Origin of the sequence: Ohtaekwangia sp., from assembly GCF_036568665.1 — a bacterium.
In the GTDB taxonomy this organism is placed as follows: domain Bacteria; phylum Bacteroidota; class Bacteroidia; order Cytophagales; family Cyclobacteriaceae; genus Ohtaekwangia.
In genome coordinates this window covers 1-17773 of the sequence record NZ_DATCSD010000235.1, presented here as the reverse complement: position 1 = coordinate 17773, position 17773 = coordinate 1, and the positions used below count along the sequence as shown (strand labels likewise).

General features: G+C 43.0%; 16 protein-coding genes. 10 read left to right on the top strand and 6 right to left on the bottom strand.

Annotation, left to right across the window (positions count from 1 at the left end):
• Window positions 1–155 precede the first annotated feature (155 nt).
• The 7 genes from VIN08_RS13170 to VIN08_RS13140 all read left to right on the top strand — a co-directional run bounded on the left by VIN08_RS13170 (window position 156) and on the right by VIN08_RS13140 (window position 6835).
• Complete coding sequence (locus VIN08_RS13170) at window positions 156–317, top strand: hypothetical protein (protein ID WP_331965702.1); 162 nt, start codon at window positions 156–158, stop codon at window positions 315–317.
• Window positions 318–398: 81 nt separating this feature from the next.
• Window positions 399–2294, top strand: coding sequence for a tetratricopeptide repeat-containing sensor histidine kinase (locus VIN08_RS13165; protein WP_331965699.1), 1896 nt, complete (start codon window positions 399–401; stop codon window positions 2292–2294).
• A gap of 2 nt (window positions 2295–2296) precedes the next feature.
• Window positions 2297–3016 carry a LytR/AlgR family response regulator transcription factor gene (locus VIN08_RS13160; RefSeq protein ID WP_331965696.1) on the top strand — a complete coding sequence of 240 codons (720 nt, stop codon included), beginning with the start codon at window positions 2297–2299 and terminating at the stop codon, window positions 3014–3016.
• 83 nt (window positions 3017–3099) lie between these two features.
• Entirely contained in the window at window positions 3100–4242 is a 1143-nt protein-coding gene (locus VIN08_RS13155; RefSeq protein ID WP_331965693.1) for a toll/interleukin-1 receptor domain-containing protein, read from the top strand.
• A 47-nt stretch (window positions 4243–4289) separates the two neighbouring features.
• A complete protein-coding gene (locus VIN08_RS13150; RefSeq protein ID WP_331965690.1) occupies window positions 4290–4817 on the top strand; it encodes a hypothetical protein in 528 nt (175 codons plus the stop codon).
• A 687-nt stretch (window positions 4818–5504) separates the two neighbouring features.
• Entirely contained in the window at window positions 5505–5741 is a 237-nt protein-coding gene (locus VIN08_RS13145; RefSeq protein ID WP_331965687.1) for a hypothetical protein, read from the top strand.
• An 11-nt stretch (window positions 5742–5752) separates the two neighbouring features.
• On the top strand, window positions 5753–6835 hold the full coding sequence (locus tag VIN08_RS13140; RefSeq protein WP_331965684.1) for a type I restriction endonuclease: 1083 nt from the start codon (window positions 5753–5755) through the stop codon (window positions 6833–6835).
• Between the two features lie 88 nt (window positions 6836–6923).
• Here VIN08_RS13140 and VIN08_RS13135 read toward each other — a convergent pair whose 3' ends face one another.
• The 4 genes from VIN08_RS13135 to VIN08_RS13120 all read right to left on the bottom strand — a co-directional run bounded on the left by VIN08_RS13135 (window position 6924) and on the right by VIN08_RS13120 (window position 12892).
• The gene (locus tag VIN08_RS13135; protein ID WP_331965681.1) at window positions 6924–7298 is read right to left on the bottom strand and encodes a DoxX family protein; all 375 of its coding nucleotides are present in this window, start codon (window positions 7296–7298) and stop codon (window positions 6924–6926) included.
• A gap of 116 nt (window positions 7299–7414) precedes the next feature.
• Window positions 7415–8605 carry a sensor histidine kinase gene (locus VIN08_RS13130; RefSeq protein WP_331965678.1) on the bottom strand — a complete coding sequence of 397 codons (1191 nt, stop codon included), beginning with the start codon at window positions 8603–8605 and terminating at the stop codon, window positions 7415–7417.
• A gap of 1 nt (window position 8606) precedes the next feature.
• Complete coding sequence (locus VIN08_RS13125) at window positions 8607–9428, bottom strand: protein-glutamate O-methyltransferase CheR (RefSeq protein WP_331965675.1); 822 nt, start codon at window positions 9426–9428, stop codon at window positions 8607–8609.
• A gap of 5 nt (window positions 9429–9433) precedes the next feature.
• Window positions 9434–12892 carry a response regulator gene (locus VIN08_RS13120; RefSeq protein WP_331965672.1) on the bottom strand — a complete coding sequence of 1153 codons (3459 nt, stop codon included), beginning with the start codon at window positions 12890–12892 and terminating at the stop codon, window positions 9434–9436.
• A 540-nt stretch (window positions 12893–13432) separates the two neighbouring features.
• On the opposite strand from VIN08_RS13120, the gene VIN08_RS13115 reads away from it, so the two are divergent.
• Genes VIN08_RS13115 through VIN08_RS13105 form a run of 3 tightly spaced genes read left to right on the top strand, consistent with a single transcriptional unit; the run spans window position 13433 to window position 15452 of the window.
• Entirely contained in the window at window positions 13433–14122 is a 690-nt protein-coding gene (locus VIN08_RS13115) for an intradiol ring-cleavage dioxygenase (RefSeq protein WP_331965669.1), read from the top strand.
• A 50-nt stretch (window positions 14123–14172) separates the two neighbouring features.
• Window positions 14173–14751, top strand: a complete 579-nt coding sequence (locus VIN08_RS13110) for a hypothetical protein (protein WP_331965666.1) — start codon at window positions 14173–14175, stop codon at window positions 14749–14751.
• Window positions 14748–15452: a pirin gene (locus VIN08_RS13105; protein WP_331965663.1), complete on the top strand. Its 705-nt coding sequence runs from the start codon at window positions 14748–14750 to the stop codon at window positions 15450–15452. The genes VIN08_RS13110 and VIN08_RS13105 overlap by 4 nt, the downstream gene beginning before the upstream one ends.
• Before the next feature lie 69 nt (window positions 15453–15521).
• On the opposite strand, the gene VIN08_RS13100 is transcribed toward VIN08_RS13105, so the two are convergent.
• Both VIN08_RS13100 and VIN08_RS13095 read right to left on the bottom strand, forming a co-directional pair.
• The gene (locus tag VIN08_RS13100) at window positions 15522–16391 is read right to left on the bottom strand and encodes an SDR family oxidoreductase (protein ID WP_331965660.1); all 870 of its coding nucleotides are present in this window, start codon (window positions 16389–16391) and stop codon (window positions 15522–15524) included.
• Window positions 16392–16404: 13 nt separating this feature from the next.
• Window positions 16405–17773, bottom strand: a 1369-nt coding sequence (locus VIN08_RS13095; RefSeq protein ID WP_331965657.1) for a hypothetical protein, incomplete at its 5' end; no start/stop codon positions are given.

The window sequence follows — 17773 nt, the reverse complement described above, 5'->3', positions numbered from 1 at the left end:
CACACACCTCATGATCAATTGTTGCGGGTAACCTGCGCAATCGAAAGCCTTACGAATATCCATTTATACCGGACTGATCCAGGATCACTCCACGGGATTTCCATGCCTTTTCGAAATCGCAGCCCCGCTATGTGTAACCCTTAACTGCTAAAACTATGAAAAATTTTAAATATGTCCTGATTATGTTTTTGGCTATAGCAGCCTTCAGTTGCGATGACGAACCTATACTTCGTGGCGATGGTGACGATGATGATGACCCTATTGTTATACCACCGCCAAAGACCAATGCCGTGCCTGCTGATACAGTGGCTATATAATTTTCAACGGTGAAGTAACAAAGTACTTCACCGTTTTCTTTTTTTTTACTACCTTACCCAAGCGTTACCTAACCTATAGCAATGAACTTTAAACGTTGGCCGATCTTGCTTGTCCTGTTACCAGTAATTAGTCTGGCGCAAGCCCGAAAGGACAGTTTGAACCAACAGTTGCGCCAAGCTATAGTAAAGAACGATCCTGCCGCCACCGCGAAAACCCTATCTTTATTAGCTTTTCAGTATTACCAGGATGGGCAAAACGACAGTGCCCTGCTATACTATTACAAATCTCTCAGCCAAAAAAATATAGAGAAGAATAAAGAACTGTTAGCTTCAAACTTTAATGGTATAGGTGTTATCTATAGCCTGCGGGGATTGATGGATAGCAGTATTTATTACTATACAAAATCGCTGGGGCTTTATCACGAATTAAAGGATACTACCAATGCTATTATCCTGGATACTAATCTCTCTATTATATTTAAGAACAAAGGGATTTATGAGAAATCTCTGGAGCACGCCTTTGGCGCATTGGCAAAAATGAAAGAGGAGCCAAGCCGAACATTAGCCTCCTGCTATAATACAATCGGCCTGGTCTATTTAAAAACAAGCGACTATAAAGATGCGCTTCTATATGCGCGCAAGGCATTAAACGTTCGAAAAAGTCTGGGAATCGCCAGCCTGGTGGGTCAATCTTTAAATTCTATTGGAGAAATATATATAGCCATGCACCTATACGATAGTGCATTGCAAAATTTACAGGAGGCACTTGTAATTAAGCGAGCGTCAGACGAACGAAAGACTTTAACAAGTACATTGAATAACATTGGCGATGCCCTATATGAGCAGAGAAAATTTGCTGCGGCAAAAGAATATTATGAGGAATCGCTGATTATCAAACGGGAATTTAAAGATATACTTGGTGAGGCTGTTACACTCAATAACCTGGCGAAGGTTTCTATCGCGCTGGCAGATTTAAAGCATGCTGAACAGTTTTTGAACGATGCGCATGCATTGATTACCCGTTCCGGTGCGCTAAACGAACTGCGGAGAAATCTTGAAATACGAATCCAGTTGTTGGAGAAGAAAAAAGATTTTGCACAGGCATTCAGATATACCAGGGAACTTCTGGTAGTGAGAGATAGCCTGATGACGCAGCAAAAATCGGAGAGCTTAATGAGTATGCAGTTCCGGTATGACGTTGAGAAGAAGGAGCAGCAAATTGTATTGCTGGAGCAGCGACATGCCATTAGCCAGACAGAACTGAAAACGAAGCAGATTCTTATTGAAGGATTAATTATAGCGCTCTTTTTATTTATTGTTATCGTGGTGTTGGTATACTATAATTTCAGAGTAGTGCGCAGCAGCAAGCGACATATAGAGACATTGCTAAAGGAACTCCATCATCGCGTAAAAAATAATCTGCAAATATTGGCCAGCGTTTTAAGTCTTCAGTCGCAGCAATTGCAGGATGAAAATGCGTTACAGGCAGTGAAGAGCAGCGAGAGCAGAGTAAACGCTATGGCGCTGATCCATAAAAAGCTATACCTGGGAGACCAGAACAGAAATATTAATATTAAAGACTATATAACCGAGCTTGTACAATACCTGTCGCATACATACGGATTTGCCGACCGGAATTTTAATCTGAATCTGAAACTGGAAGAAGTACATGTGGATGTTGATAAGGCTATTCCGTTAGGATTAATAATCAATGAACTGGTGAGCAATTCCTTTAAATATGCCTACACACAACAGCCGCTTCCTGCCCTGAACGTGTCGCTATATTTGAATAAACAGAAAAGTTTATCGCTGGAGATTAGTGATAATGGTTCCGGATTTGAAGATTCTGCCGGTAAGAAAACGACCGGTGCATTTGGACTTAAAATGGTAAAGACGTTGCTGAAAGAACTTAAAGGAAAATTGGATATGAATACAGATAAAGGAACATCATTCACGTTGGACATTCCCCTTTCATAGTAATGGAAAAGATTAAAGTACTTATCGTTGAAGACCAGCTGTTAATAGCTGAAGACATTGCATCAAAACTGGTGAAGCATTCTTTGGAAGTAGCCGGCACGTGTGGTTCGGGCGAGGAAGCTATAGAAATGGTTGAAGATATAGCCCCCGATCTTATTCTCATGGATATTAATTTATCAGGTGCCATGGATGGGATCTCAACCGCCCGCGTAATTCTTGATAAATATGATGTACCCATCATTTATTTAAGTGAATATGTAGATACTAAAACTATTGATCGAGCCAAGAAGACAATGCCTGCAGCCTATTTATCAAAACCTTTTCAGGAAGCAGACCTGATCCGGTCAATCGATCTGGCATTCAGCAATGCACGCGCAAAGAGAGAACATCAATCTCCTTGGGTTAAAGATCATGTATTTCTGCGATCTAAAAATCAGTATATAAAACTGCATCTGGAAGATATTATATACCTCGAAGCAGATCGGTCATACTGCTACATTGTAACAGAGCAGGAAGTTCACACGATGACCACCAGTATGAATCATGTTTATGAGCAATTGAATAATCGTGATTTCATGAAAATACACCGGTCGTTTGTCATCAACATCAACAAGATTACGGCCCTTGATGGCAATATTGTACGGTTAGGAGGAGAGAAGCAGGTGCAAATGAGTAAAGACTACAGGGATGAATTAATGAGTCGTTTGAAGTTTATAAAGTAGTTTTTGGAAACATTCTGCCGCTGTCGGGAAAGTTATCTTGAGTATTGGGATGAAAGACTCTATCATTCCTTAATAATTATTTCATGGAAACCCCGAAGAAAAAGTATGATGTCTTTATTTCACATGCGGTAGAAGACAAAATTCCCATTGCCAATGAATTGTGTGCACTCCTGGAGAAAAGAGGGTTGTGTATTTGGTATTCCGGTCGCGAGCTGCACGTAGGCGATGATATAATTAAAGCAATTGAAGCCGGTATAAAGCAGAGCCGGTTTGGTGTTGTTATTATTAGCCCTAACTATCTTAAAGCTGTATGGGCGTTACGCGAATTTCATGCCTTGCTGGAAAAAGAAAAAGCCGGTATAAAAGTACTGCTTCCGGTATTGTATGATATAACTCCTGAAGAACTTGCTGTTGCTCATCCACCCATGGCTAATATGTATGCTATCAGTGCAACTATAGGTATTGACAATGTCGCGGAAAAATTAGTAGAGGAGATCAACAGACAGCGCAAGCCTGATGTGATTGCGACTGGTATAATTCAGAAACTACCTGCTAAAAAATGGTTCTTGTCGATTGTATTCACATTGTTGGCAATTCTGGGATTTTATGGATTTAAGTCGCTTCATACGAACAAGCCCGATACAGCGTATATCCACCAAAGTATAGAAAATCATATAGCTGACCTGGAAGAAAAAAAGCAGGAACGATTAAAGGAGGAATTAAATCTGAAGCTGACAAAAAAGGCGACCCAGGATAAAATTGTATCGCTATATACTGCCTTTAAGAATTTAAACTCCTATTACCGGAATGACTACGTGCTGAACACCGGTGATAAAACGGTTCGCTTCAAGAAAAATGTTGATGCACTTTTGGATGCCAATATGCAGGAGTTGAACCCGTTAAATATGTATGGCTTTCAATCGCCCGATATTTATGTGAAGCAAGAGCCGGGAGTCAGCGATGTGCATTACTTTTTTATCAATACCCAACCGCTGGAAGGAAAGACCGGAGAAATTGAAAGCCTGTCGGAAAATACATTTGCCGTGTGGGTAAGCTATACGAATAACATACGGTTCATTGGCGTTTCCCTCACATTTACTTCACAATCTGAAAATACAAAAGGAATGAAGCGCCATGCGATGGAAATTATAGCGCTCCCTCCGCGAGAACGATATGTATTTGAGAGAACCGGTGATCACTGGAGTTTTCAAATATCTCCTGAATAGATTCAAATCGATATCGAAACAGGAGAAGTCGTTCGGAGTAAAAAAGAATGATTTCGGAAAGAAAATATACCCGTTTGGAAGAATGTTTTCAGCAATCTTTCCGCCCGCTCTACTTTCGGGTAATTCCATACGTTATGCGTTTTTATTCTGTTGTACCGAGGGTTATTCTCAATTTTGTTTTTATTCTGCTGATCCACGGTTGCACATTCAGTCAGTCGAATACAGATCATGTTTATATCACGCGCACCGGTGCTAAATATCATAAGAGTACTTGCAGATATTTGAAATATAGTAGTTACGAGATTACACTAAAGGAAGCAAAGGAACGTGGCTATACCGCTTGCAGTGTATGCCGGCCATCGCAGGAAAAATCGCCCGCAGCACCGGTGGCTCCTCAGGCAACTCCTCGCGAAGGGGTAGTACAAGCAAAACAGGAGCTGCTACAAGAGAAGGATGAGGAGAAAGAACAAGTATCAGAACCAGTTTCTCAACAGTGTTCTGCATTAACAAAAGCAGGTACACGCTGCAAACGAATGACACAAAATGCCAATGGTAAATGCTGGCAGCATCAATAAATATAGGTTGGTATATATACTAAATGCTTATGAGATATTTTCTCCCACGGTTTGTAATACTCATTTTAATGCTTGTTACTGCGTTGTCTTGCAGTTCTTCTTCAGATACCGAGAAGGAATGTCCTGAAGCGAACTGTAGGAATTACACAACACAGCAAGAAGCACAGGCAGCATTTGATTCGGATCGTGATTGTTTTGCCGCTTTGGATAATGACAGCGATGGCCTGGCATGTGAAGATGCTTTTAGTGGTACAGGAGGGAATCAGGGGACGGGGTCAGGAGGTAGTACTGGTAGTACTGGCGGAACAGGTTGCCCTACAACGGCCAACTGTGGATGTTCCAATAAACTCAAAGCAGATTGTGTCGGTAGCTGTTGCAAATGGATAGTTGGAACGGGGTGTAGTTGTAAGTAGTGCAACGATAATTTACGGGTATATATGATACGTTATGAAAATTTGAATAGCGATTCGGGCGTACAGTCTTATGAGATTGGTGCCAAACAAATGCTGGTAAAGTTTAAAAAGGGATCAACATACCTGTATAGTGATGTAAAGCCAGGGAGTATACATCTTGAGAAAATGAAATTGTTAGCTGTTGCAGGCAAAGGACTTGGTACTTATATAAATAAATATGTTCGTACCAATTACATAGCAAAGTGGGGGTGAAGGTTTGATGAATTTTTAGAAAATGAAAGTATTCTTTTATTGTGTAGACACCGATGCCCGGGAGAATGGTGAGCATGAAGTGCATCGAACCGACTGCGCGCTTGGGCCGGAAGATAAAATAGCGTTAGGTCCTTTTCCTTCGTGCTTTGAAGCAGTACAGGCTGCACGGAGACACTATAGAAAAGTGAACGGCTGCCAGTATTGTTGTGCTGAATGCTATAGAATATACACTGCTGCAACGCCTCCTGCGAAATCATAACTTCACTATATATGGATTTTAAAGATCAGATCAAACAACTGGGTGATCGTGTTGCCAAAATGTTGCCGCAGATACAAACTGAAGAGGCAACCAAAACATCCTTAACGCTTCCATTTATTCAGATACTGGGCTACGACATCTTCAACCCTGCAGAAGTAAATCCTGAATTTGTAGCTGACCTTGGTATAAAGAAAGGAGAGAAGGTAGACTACGCCATTATGAAAAATGGTGAACCTATTCTGTTGATTGAATGCAAGCACCACCAGGAAAAACTCGATCCGCACAACTCGCAGTTATTCCGTTACTTTCATACAACAAAAGCTAAATTCGGACTGCTTACGAATGGTTTGCACTATCGGTTTTATACAGATCTCGTTGAACCTAATAAAATGGATGAGAAACCCTTCTTTGAGTTTATACTTACCGACATAAAAGAGGCTGAGATAGATGAACTCAAGAAATTTCATAAGTCGTACTTTGATATAGAAAGTATATTTACCACGGCCAGTGAATTAAAATATTCGAGCGAGATCAAAGCCGTGCTCTCGGCAGAGTTTAAAGAACCCACGGAGGATTTTGTACGCTTCTTTATTTCCAAAGTATACGATGGAAAAGCCACCGCTAAAATTGTGTCACAATTTACCGGTATAGTAAAGAAGTCGATCAACCAGCTTGTCAGCGATATGATCAACGATCGTCTCAAAGCGGCCTTGGCAAAAGAGGCGGAATCGGAAAAGCAACGTGTAGCAGAAGAAGCTCTCAAGCCGGAAGAAGACGAAAAGGCTATTGAGACTACAGCGCTGGAACTGGAAGGCTATATGATTGTAAAATCTATTCTGAGGAAGCGCATTAATATAGAACGTGTAGTGGGCCGCGACACAAAAACGTATTATGGTATATTACTGGACGATAACAATCGTAAACCACTCTGTCGCTTATGGCTGAACGGAAATAAAAAGTACCTGGGACTCTTTGATGGAGAAAAGAATGAAACACGGCATGAGATCGTTAAGCTGGACGATATATTCAATCACAGCGATCAATTGTTGAAAAGTATAGATCTATACGAGAAAGAAGAATCCATTACTCCGTAGTGTTGTAATGGAGAGTTAGCGTACACCATGCAGCCTGGCCGTTGGCGCATTTTGCAGGGATGTACTCCAACTCAATGTATGCTATACTTTACATGGCAGCTTTTTTATACTGCTGCAATTTGTTAAAGTATATATACGAAGTTACCAGCAATGCCAGCGGCAACAGCGGGATTATACCTTTTGCAAATCCATCTACTGCGCTGTGGGCTATACTTGCCGAGATAAATACGAGGCCGAACGCAACGTACGTCCACTCTTTTAATTTTGCAGGGATACCCGGTATCAGCAATAGAAATACTCCCAGCATTTTGCCAATAGCAATTTCTACCCGGAAGAAATCAGGGTAGCCCAAATGCCGGAAGCCTTCGATCATGGGTTGTGTAAAGTAAAAAAAGGAAGATATACCGCCCAGCAACATCGCCAGTGAAGTGGTTATCCAATAAATGATTTTGTCGCGTTTCATAATTAGTTTATTAGCCACGCAAAGCTAGTGCTGTTAGCTGTGCCTGCGTGAGTAGTAAACTAAAGGTTAGTGGTAACCTGTGAGTAAGCGGTTACAGGAAGACCGGAAAGCTGACATTAGTAGTTAGCTACTTTTTTATTTTCTCCGAGGCTATCGTCTGGTAACGAGAAGTAAAAAGCTGCCCCTTCATTTATTTTAGCTTCGGCCCATACGCGGCCGCCATGTTTGGCAACGATGCGTTGCACAATGGCGAGTCCTACACCGGTTCCTTCAAATTCATTGGCAGTATGCAGGCGTTGAAAGACGCCAAAGAGTTTATCGGCATATTCCATGCTGAAGCCTGCGCCATTGTCGCGAACGAAATATACTATATATTGATTGTCGCGGTAAGAACCTATCTCTACTACCGGATTTTCTTTTTTAGCAGAGTATTTGATGGCGTTGGTAATAAGGTTGATCCATACCTGCGTGAGCAATGATTCATCAGCTTGTACGGGCAGGAGTGTGTCGATTTTTATCGTGGCTTTATGTTGCGTAGAGTCGTTTATTTCCTGGATACTGTTTTTTACGAGGCTGTCTATATTTACCGGCGTACGTGTAATTTCCTTGCGACCCATTTTTGAAAATTCCAGCAGGTCATCGATGAGCGATCCCATTTTGTTGGCATTCTTGCGTATCACGCCCAACAAACGCAGTGCTTCCGGATCTAATGTTTCTGCGTGATTTTTCTCAAGTATATTGGAGAAGCCGATCAGTGCCCGCACCGGTGCGCGCAGATCGTGCGATACAGAATAGGTGAATGACTCCAGTTCTTTATTTACTTCTTTTAACTGCAGAAGATTTTTACTCAGATCATCGTTTAATACTTTGATGCGCGCTTCTGCATTTTGCAGCGACTGATTTTTCTCCAGCAATTCTTTTTTCTGCAATTGTATCTTTAGCAGTACCGATACTTTTGCTGTAGTGAGTTCCGGATCAAGCGGCTTCGATAAGTAATCAACAGCGCCTTCTTCAAAACCTTTCATAACCGATTGTCTTTCCTTCTTTTCGGCTGAAGCGAAAATGATCGGTATATCTTTTGTTTTTTTATTAAGCTTCAGCGTCTGGGCTACTTCAAAGCCATCCATTCCGGGCATTTGTACATCCAGTATAATAAGGTCTATTGGATTGTTCAATGCCATCTTCAGTGCATCGTTTCCATTGGTGGCCGTTAGAAACATGCGCTCTGGTCGTTCCAGCAGATTTTTCAATGCGAATATATTCGCAGGCTTATCATCAACAAGCAATATGGTTACGCGTTCATCCATATCAATTCACTTTCATATAGATCTTTTCACGTCTGTCAATATCATCAAAGGAAGTTCGCTTGTCGGCGAACAACAACGACTCCTTATCACCTAGCCCTAAAAAACCAAACGAGCATAAACTTTCATGGAACAAGTCTACCACGCGGTTTTGTAAATGCTGGTTAAAATACATCAATACATTCCGGCAGATGATCAACTGAAATTCATTAAAAGATTTGTCGGCCGCGAGGTTGTGAGGCGAGAACACTACATTTTCGCGCAGCGATTTATCGAAGAGCACCGAGTTATACTTGGCTACGTAATATTCTGAAAAAGATTTTTTTCCCCCGGCATGTAGATAGTTGTTGGTATATAACTTCATGCTGTCGAGCGGATATATACCTTCGCGTGCCGCCTGCAATGATTTCTGGTTAATGTCGGTTGCGTAAATGATGGAGCGTTCCAGTAAACTTTCTTCTTTCAGTAAAATAGCAAGCGAGTATACTTCCTGCCCGGTGGCACAGCCGGCAATCCAGATGCGGAGTATAGGATAGGTAGCCAGTCGTTTCACCACCTTGTCGCGGATACATTTATAGAAGGAGGGATCGCGAAACATCTCTGTAACGGTGATGGAAAGTTCCTGCACAAACTCCTCGAAGAACCGCTCGTCCTTCAGCAGTTTTTTTGCCAGTTTGTCGATTGCCTCTATATCATGGTTCTTCATAAAGTGCAGAATCCTTCGTTTTACGGTGGGCACTGCGTAGTCGGTAAAATCATATCCGTATATAAACCGGATCGACTCCAGTAATTCTTTATACTCGGTATCGTTGATCTCGTTGGACATATACATCAACGGTATAGCCACACGCGCATCAGCGACAGCAGTTGTTCTACATTTACCGGTTTGGAAATATAGTCTGACATTCCCACGGCAAAACATTTCTCCTTATCTTCTTTCATGGCTTTTGCTGTTAGCGCAATAATGGGCAAACTGTGCAGTCGTTCAATCTTACGGATCGCTTCTGTTGCTTCATAGCCATCCATCTCCGGCATCATCACATCCATCAGCACCAGGTCTATCGTGCTGTCTTGCTCCAGCATGTCGAGCGCTATCTTCCCATTCTCTGCAGTTACGCAATGTAATCCTTCTTCTTCCAAGGCATTGGTGAGTGAGTATATATTGCGCATATCATCATCTACAAGCAGTATCTTCTTATTGCTCAGCACTTCGTCTGAACGATGAAGCTTGCGGATGATGCGCTGTTTCTCGGAGGGTAATTTTGATTCGATCTGGTGAAGGAACAATATTGTTTCATCTAATAAGCGCTCGTGCGAGTCGGCAGTTTTTAATACTACAGTGTTAGCCAGTTTGCTGAGCCGTATGTTATCTTCCTTCTTCAGTTCTTTACCGGTATATACTACTATTGGAATAGCGTTGAGCGAGTCTGTCATTTTTATTTTCTCCAATAGCTCAAAGCCCGTCATGTCCGGTAAACCCAAATCCACAATTACACAATCGAAGGGTTCGCGCAGCAGCAGGTCATACGCTTCTGTACCGCGATATGCAGAAGAACATTTTATATCACTGTCGCCAATCAATTCGCGTATAGCTTTGTTCTGTTGTTCATTGTCTTCCACCACCAGTAATTTTTTTAACTTGCGATTGGTGAAATCCTCGATCTTCTCGAATGCTTTTTGCAGATCGCCAACGCTTACCGGTTTAGGTATATAATCGAAAGCACCCAGACGAAGCCCTTCTGTTTTTTGATCGTATGCAGAAATGATCTGCACCGGTATATGTCGAAGTTCAGGGTTGTTCTTTAATTGCTTTAATACTTCAATGCCGTCCATAACGGGCAACTTCATATCCAGAAGTATAGCATCGGGTTTATAGTGGCGCGCATAACTGAGACCGGCATTTCCCTGCGTGGCTATTATACCTTTATAGTTTCGCTCATGAATAAAATTGAGCAGTATCTTGGCGAAATTCTCATCGTCTTCAATGATGAGTATAACACGATCGGCTTCTGTAATATTGAGGCGATCGTCTGCAATGTTCCTGTCTTTGGCGGGCTCATGGTTGTTAATTCGCAGAGGCTCGGTTCTCTCCGGTTCTTTTTCGCGTATCTCCACTTGCCGTTCAGTAGAAGAACTGAATGACTTATCGAAGTGCAACGGCACATATAGGGTAAATGTACTGCCTTTGCCTTCTTCGCTGGCCAAATGTATTTCTCCTCCCAAGGCACTGGCCAGTTCGCGACTGATGGAAAGCCCAAGCCCCGTGCCGCCATATTTTCGCTTGGTAGAACCATCGGCCTGCTGAAAGGCTTCGAAGATTATATCGCGTTTATCTTTCGGTATACCTATACCGGTATCACTTACTGAAAAGGCAATCATGTTTTTTATAGTGGCCAATTCACTGTTCCTGTAATTTACCGTTTGTGATGGCTGATATATAGCCAGCGTTACCTGACCGTTTTGGCTGGTAAATTTGAATGCATTGGAAAGCAGGTTGCGTAGTATCTGCTCTATGCGTTGCCTGTCTGTTGTGATGGATTGCCGCAGTATACTTTCGGGAATATCAATCTTGAGCTCGACTGCTTTGTTTCGGGCTACTTCACTGAACAATGAGGATATATGATTGACAAGACTTTTGAAAGGTACATCTTCGATCTCCAGTTGAAGTTTGCCGGACTCGATCTTGGAGAGGTCCAGTATTTCGTTGATGAGGTTTAATAAATCTGTTCCCGAATTATGAATGTTGCGCGAGTATTCGATCTCTTTATCGCCTAACCGGTTATTCTTGTTTTCGGCAAGAAGCTGTGCCAGTATCAGTATGCTGTTGAGTGGTGTGCGCAACTCGTGCGACATGTTGGCTAAAAATTCTGATTTATACTTGCTGGTAATCTCTATCTCTCTTGCCTTTGTTTCGAGTGTAGCTTTGGCATCTTCCAGTTTTTCTTTTTGTTCTTCCAGTAAGTTTGATTTTTCTTCGAGCTCCGTGTTGATGAGTTGCAGTTCTTGTTGTTGTGTACGCAATTCAGCTTCAGAACTTTCGAGTAACTCTGTCTTTGCATGCAGCTCTTCGTTGGCTTGCCGCAGTTCTTCCTGTTGTGCTTCGAGTTCTTCGCTTTGTCGTTGTGTTTCTTCCAGCAGCTCGCGTGCCTTATCGCGTGATTGTGCGGATACAATGGCTATCGCTATACTATCGGATACCAGTTGTATATACTGCTTTTGCAATTCAGTAAAGTCGCGCAAGCTTGCCAACTCGACCACACCAATCACATTTCCTTCGAACATAAAGGGTGCTACCAGTATAGCTTTCGGGCGTACATTGCCAAAACCTGTAACAATGTGAAATGCATGGGCAGGTATATCGTGTATGATGATCAGTTTTTTATCAGCAGCAGCTTGTCCCACGGGGCCTTCACCGTATCGAATAGATGCTATCGATCTTTTATCTCTGTCAACGGAGTAGGTACCGGCCGCAGAGAGTGTAAGAGTATATTCATCGGAAAAGTATATAATGCCCAATTCTGTATGCAGGTATTTGGTGAGGTGGTTGATGATGATGTTGGCCAGCTCATCCAGTCGTTTGTTGCCTTGCATATTCTGAATAAGGTCGCGGTTTCCCTGCAGGTTCCAGTTTTGTGTGGCAGCTTCTGTTTCAGCTTTGCGAAGGGCTTTCAGATTGGTGGTGATGAGTATATATACTACGAGCAGTACGATAACAATTATCAGGAGTAAAACGATGAATATAATATTGAAGCCACGACCATCCTTTTCACTTTGAGATTCGCGCGTAACCAGCAATTCGTGCTCCATATCTTTGCCGGTATTAACAACCGTACGTATCTCATCTACCAGTTGTTTTGTTTTTCCTGAACGAAAGAGTGTCTCTGCCTGTGCCGCATTGACCCGCCTGAGTGTTATATATTCTTCCAGTGTTTTGATGTGAGCGCGTGTGATCTGCTCCAGGTTTTCAATGTTGGCCTGCTGAGCCGGATTATCGATTGTAAGTTCTTTTACTTTTTTAACATGCAACGGTAAGCTCGAACGGGCGCTGTAGAAAGGAGTGAGGTAATCGTCATCGCCCAATAAAGCGAAACCTCTGCCACCATTTTGTGCTTCGAGTGTAGATACAAGAATCTGGTCAAACTCATAAAGCACTTCGCGTGTATGGTTCACCCATTTGTTCGTGGCAACAAACTTCTCACTGTTGCGGAACGAAATGATGGTTACCAGCAGTAGTACAATTGAACAAAGTACAAACCCGATCAGAATTTTTCTGTCCAGCGTGATTTTCATAATTTTTACAAGGGCCTGGTTAAAAAATATACGCTACAGTTAACTCACTGGCTACATGTTGTTATGACTCTCTGTTGTGATGCTAACTGCCTTTTTCGAAAAGGATTTTATGGACTTCATTAAATATACAGGAAAGGATGCGTATTGGCAAGTGGAAAAACAGTGCCGGGTACGTTGTATCGATTTATATGGTGAGAGGTGGGGATGCTTCACGTGTTAGGTGTTGATGCGTTGAGGATTCGCTGGGTATTTACCTCAACACATCAATACCCCGACACCTCAATACAATCGGAGGCTCACCTTTATAAACAATAAGTTTACCTCATTTCGGGAGGAAGAGTAAAGAAATACGCTTACCAAATCGTTATACTGCCGAATGAAACTTCATCATTAAGAATTGTACGGAACGGAGGCATTCCAGGATTTGTGGTAGGGGTTGTCTGATTCAGAAAGGAATGCCCCGTAACGTAACCATGGCGATCTGTACTTTTCTTAATAAACATGCAGCTATAGTATATATAATAACAAATTACTACCCGTATGCAACGCAAACAATTTTTGAAAAGTCTTGGTCTGAGCAGCTTGGTTGTACCTTTGCTACAACAGTCGTGCAGTAAAGGTGATGATCCGGCTACGAGCTCGGGCAGCTGTACTACAACACCTTCTGAGACCGAAGGGCCCTTCCCGACAAAAAATCCTTCTACACTGGAGATGGTTGATATACGTTCTGACAGAACGGGACTTCCATTTACAATCAAGATCACTATTCAGAATAAGAACAACAGCTGTGCTGTCTTGCAGGGCGCTATTGTAGATATATGGCATTGCGATAAAGATGGTTATTACTCTGAATACGGTGGCACATCCATGCAAACTGTAGATTATACATCGGTGCATTTTTTGCGTGGCCGCCAGGTAACGGATAGTAATGGATTAGTAGGATTTACTTCTATCTTTCCGGGCTGGTATTCGTCACGTGCACCGCATATTCACGTGCATATTTATAACGCCAGCGGCACATCGTTGCTGGTAACCCAAATCGCTTTTCCTTCGGATGTAACAGACCTGGTATATACTACGGCTACGCAATACTATACCAAGGGCAAGCAGGATACCTATAACTCCACCGACAATGTTTTTTCTGATTCGGTAGATGAAGAGCTGGCTACAGTAACCGGTAACATGACCGATGGTTATGTGCTTACGCATACCATAAACGTGAGTGCCTAGCTATATATAAGATGTCATTTATAGTATTATTCACTTTACAATAGAAAATTATGAAGGGGCTTATCCGGTTATGCTATACCAAAATCATTGATGCAGCATCCACGGGTGTGTGGGAGAAATATGTTTTTGAAGATACTTACCGGGAGTTCTTTATGCAGGCGCAGTTCTATAATCAACAGCAGCAGTATACTACTTTCCGGGAAATACTGGAGAGTAATCCGAAGGCCGATCAGTTGCATTACCTGGTAAGCACTGCTGCGATGGGGTATCTGCGCCAATTGAACGGACGTATACCGGATGTGGCAAACGTATCGGGTAAACTTTGTCTTCCGTTCAGAAACTTCAAGTTTGAGATACTGCACTCGCATGTGAAAGAGAAAGACCAGCATAAAGTGGCTATCCATTTTTACAGCGAGGTACTTACCTGGATCGATATGGTAAACGGATTGATTTTGTTTGCCGAAGGCGACCAGCGCGATGCGTATAGCCGTAACGTAATGATGGAAACGGATATGCTCAGCTTGCGAAATAATCTGCGCATCAGTGCCTTTCAGCCTTTTGTGCAGCCATCGCTGCAACGCCTGGAGATACCCGGAAGTATACCACACGCTATAGAAGAAACAGTATGATAACACAAACCAAAGCCACTATATATCTTTCCGACAGGAGAGGGTGTACGCAGGAAGACTGGTTCCGCAGCTATCATACATTCAATTCCGGTATATATTATGAAACGAGCCGCGGGCCTTTTGGGAACCTGGCAGAATTTAATGATGATACGCTGAAGGAAGGCAGGACGATCGTTAAATATAGTCCGGAAAATTCACTGATAATAGTGATACCGATAGTAGGTACTGTAAACTATTCGAGCGGAGAGAATACGGGTGCAGCGGAGCCGGGCAATGTTGTTATACTCCCGGTATTGCAAGGCAATACGGTGGCCTTGACCAATCCGTATAAAGAAGAGCTCATCAATTTTTTGCACCTGCGTTTTTCAATGACGCTATACCAGCCTGCTATAGCCTCCGTAATGGAATTTGATCTGGAGGAACAAACCGGTAAACTGATACCGTTTATTGATCAGGAAGAAAACGGGTATACAGTGTCTGCATCCATCGGAAAGTTTAAGGGCCGGGAAGAAGGCGTGTTGATTGTGCCGGACGAAAATATAGCCGGTATATTTGTCTTTGTTGTAGAGGGCGCGTTTGAAGTACAGAACCGTTTGTTGCATGCACGCGATGGCCTTGCTTTGTGGCATACACCCGAAGTAGAGTTTGAAGCACTTTCCAACGATGCTATACTCTTGCTGCTACAGGTGAAATTGGTGTAATATATACAATGATGGCCAGGCATTCGTGTAATACCTGGCCCCATACTTGGTTTTTTTGTAATATATAAATCAGGTGTTGATCACCGAGCCACCATTCGGGTGCAACACTTGCCCGGTAAAGAACGAACCTTCCTTCGAAGCCAGAAATATATACGATGAGGCGATCTCTACCGGTTGTGCAGGTCTGCCCAGTGGTATATCTTTTCCGAACTTTTCAACTTTATCTTCCTGGAAAGATGCCGGTATCAACGGTGTCCATACGGGACCGGGAGCTACAGCATTTACGCGGATTCCTTTCTCAGCCAGCGATTGCGATAGGCTTCGGGTAAAAGCAACGATGGCGCCTTTCGTGGCAGAGTAGTCCATCAACGTCTGATTGCCTTTGTATGCCGTTACTGATGCGGTGTTAATAATGCTGCATCCTTCTCTTAAATGCGGCACGGTATATTTCGCCATATAGAAGTATGCGAAGATATTTACTTTAAAAGTATACTCCCATTGCTGCGCGGTGATAGACTGTATATCGTGCTGCTCGTATTGTACCGCTGCGTTGTTTATCAATATATCGATGTGTTTGAATTTCTTCAATGTTTGCTCTACAATGTTTTGGCAATTTACTTCTTGTGAAACATCGGCAGGTATCAGCAGTGCCTCTTTACCATATTTGCGAATGGCATCGGCTGTTTCCTTTGCGTCTTCATGTTCATCGAGGTAAGCAATGGTTACATCGGCACCTTCTTTAGCAAACTGTATGGCAACCGCACGGCCTATACCAGAGTCACCACCGGTAATGATTGCTACTTTTCCGTTCAGTCTTCCGTAGCCCGGATCATCCGTGTCGTAGATCGGTCGGGGTGTCATTTCCTGTTCAATTCCCGGTTGCCGGTCTTGATGTTGTGGCTTTACGGGTTCCGGATTTTTTATCATGGTCGTTTCCATAGGTATATATTTTTTAGTATCGTAACACGGCTGCAATCTTGCTGTCGGCTGGCATTTTATCTTTATCCAGTATATGTACTTCACCACCGGTGAGTATCGTTTTGATAACAGCTTTGTTAAGCAGACATTCATCGTTCTGCTGCTGCGTATCGTGTATGGCAATCTTGTTCGCCATTTCATCAAACGTTCCCCAGATGTGTTCTCCCGGTTGAACAAACAGATGCGCTATACGGCCATAGTATGCTGCCGGTATAACATCGGTTGCATCGGCAGATGTGAGTTCAGTAGCCGATTGATTGGCGTAGCTGTTCAATGCTTTCTGATGTCGTTCCTGGAAATACGGTGTCATCAGCTCCAGCGCTTTTTGATGCAGTTTCTGTAGGTCTTCATGTTCATAACTTCCTGTGAGCGTTTCGGGATATATATGTTTATACCCGGAAACAGATTTATAGATCGGTAATATATAGTCTACACCTGCCAGCAGGAGTGGTGCATTTTCCTTGTTCAGTAATTCTTTCCAAAGGGTTTCATCTACTTCCTCCAGGTATAGCGCGATGTTTTCTTTTTCATCGGGCTTGCCAGCACCTACACCGTGGTAGTTAGCTCCACCACCGGCACCGCTGCTGCCTGTGCGCCACAGGTTCTGATCGTCTTTCTCTTCGAAGTGAACAACATCATCTATACCATTGGGTATTTCCGGTATATCGATCGGTTGAATGCTGAAGGTATCGACTTTAAAAATCCTGGATTGTTTTTTACTGATCACCAGCAGGTAAAAATATTCGGTGGATGTAATCAGGGGTATCAATGGGTTCAGAAAGAACGATGGCCCCATGAGCAACGCTTCGGGTGGTGCGATCGGTAACTTGATATACTGGAACAGTTCGTTGGAGATAAATACAGCCAAGCCTTTTGATTGATTGAACCAGAAGGGATCATTCTTCAACAGATCATAACCGGGGGCAAGCATACGAACAGCTGTGGTTTCATCTATATCACTCTGGCGAAGCTGCGCAAAAGTTTGTTGCAGTATATTTTTGAAAGCGATGATATCGTGCTTCTCATTTACTTCTGCACCGGATGGATGTGTTTGCAGGTATGCAGTGATATATATACTGGCCTGGTGGTTGGCAAGCTGCTCGAAGAGCGGTTTGGTAAGTGTGCCGGCAAGCTTCAGCCCAACCGTTGTGCCGGTATCTGTAGCGTGGGCTGCGCCATTTTCGTTGGATGTTCTCGCTTTCGATGATGCTGTCCGCGCATAAGTTCGTGTAGGCTTGCCATCAGAAGCGTGCTCGGTATGCTTGTCAGCATGACGATTCGGATGTCGTATCCTTACATTAGCGGGCAACTCTTCAGGACCATCTGTATATTTCTCTGCAGTT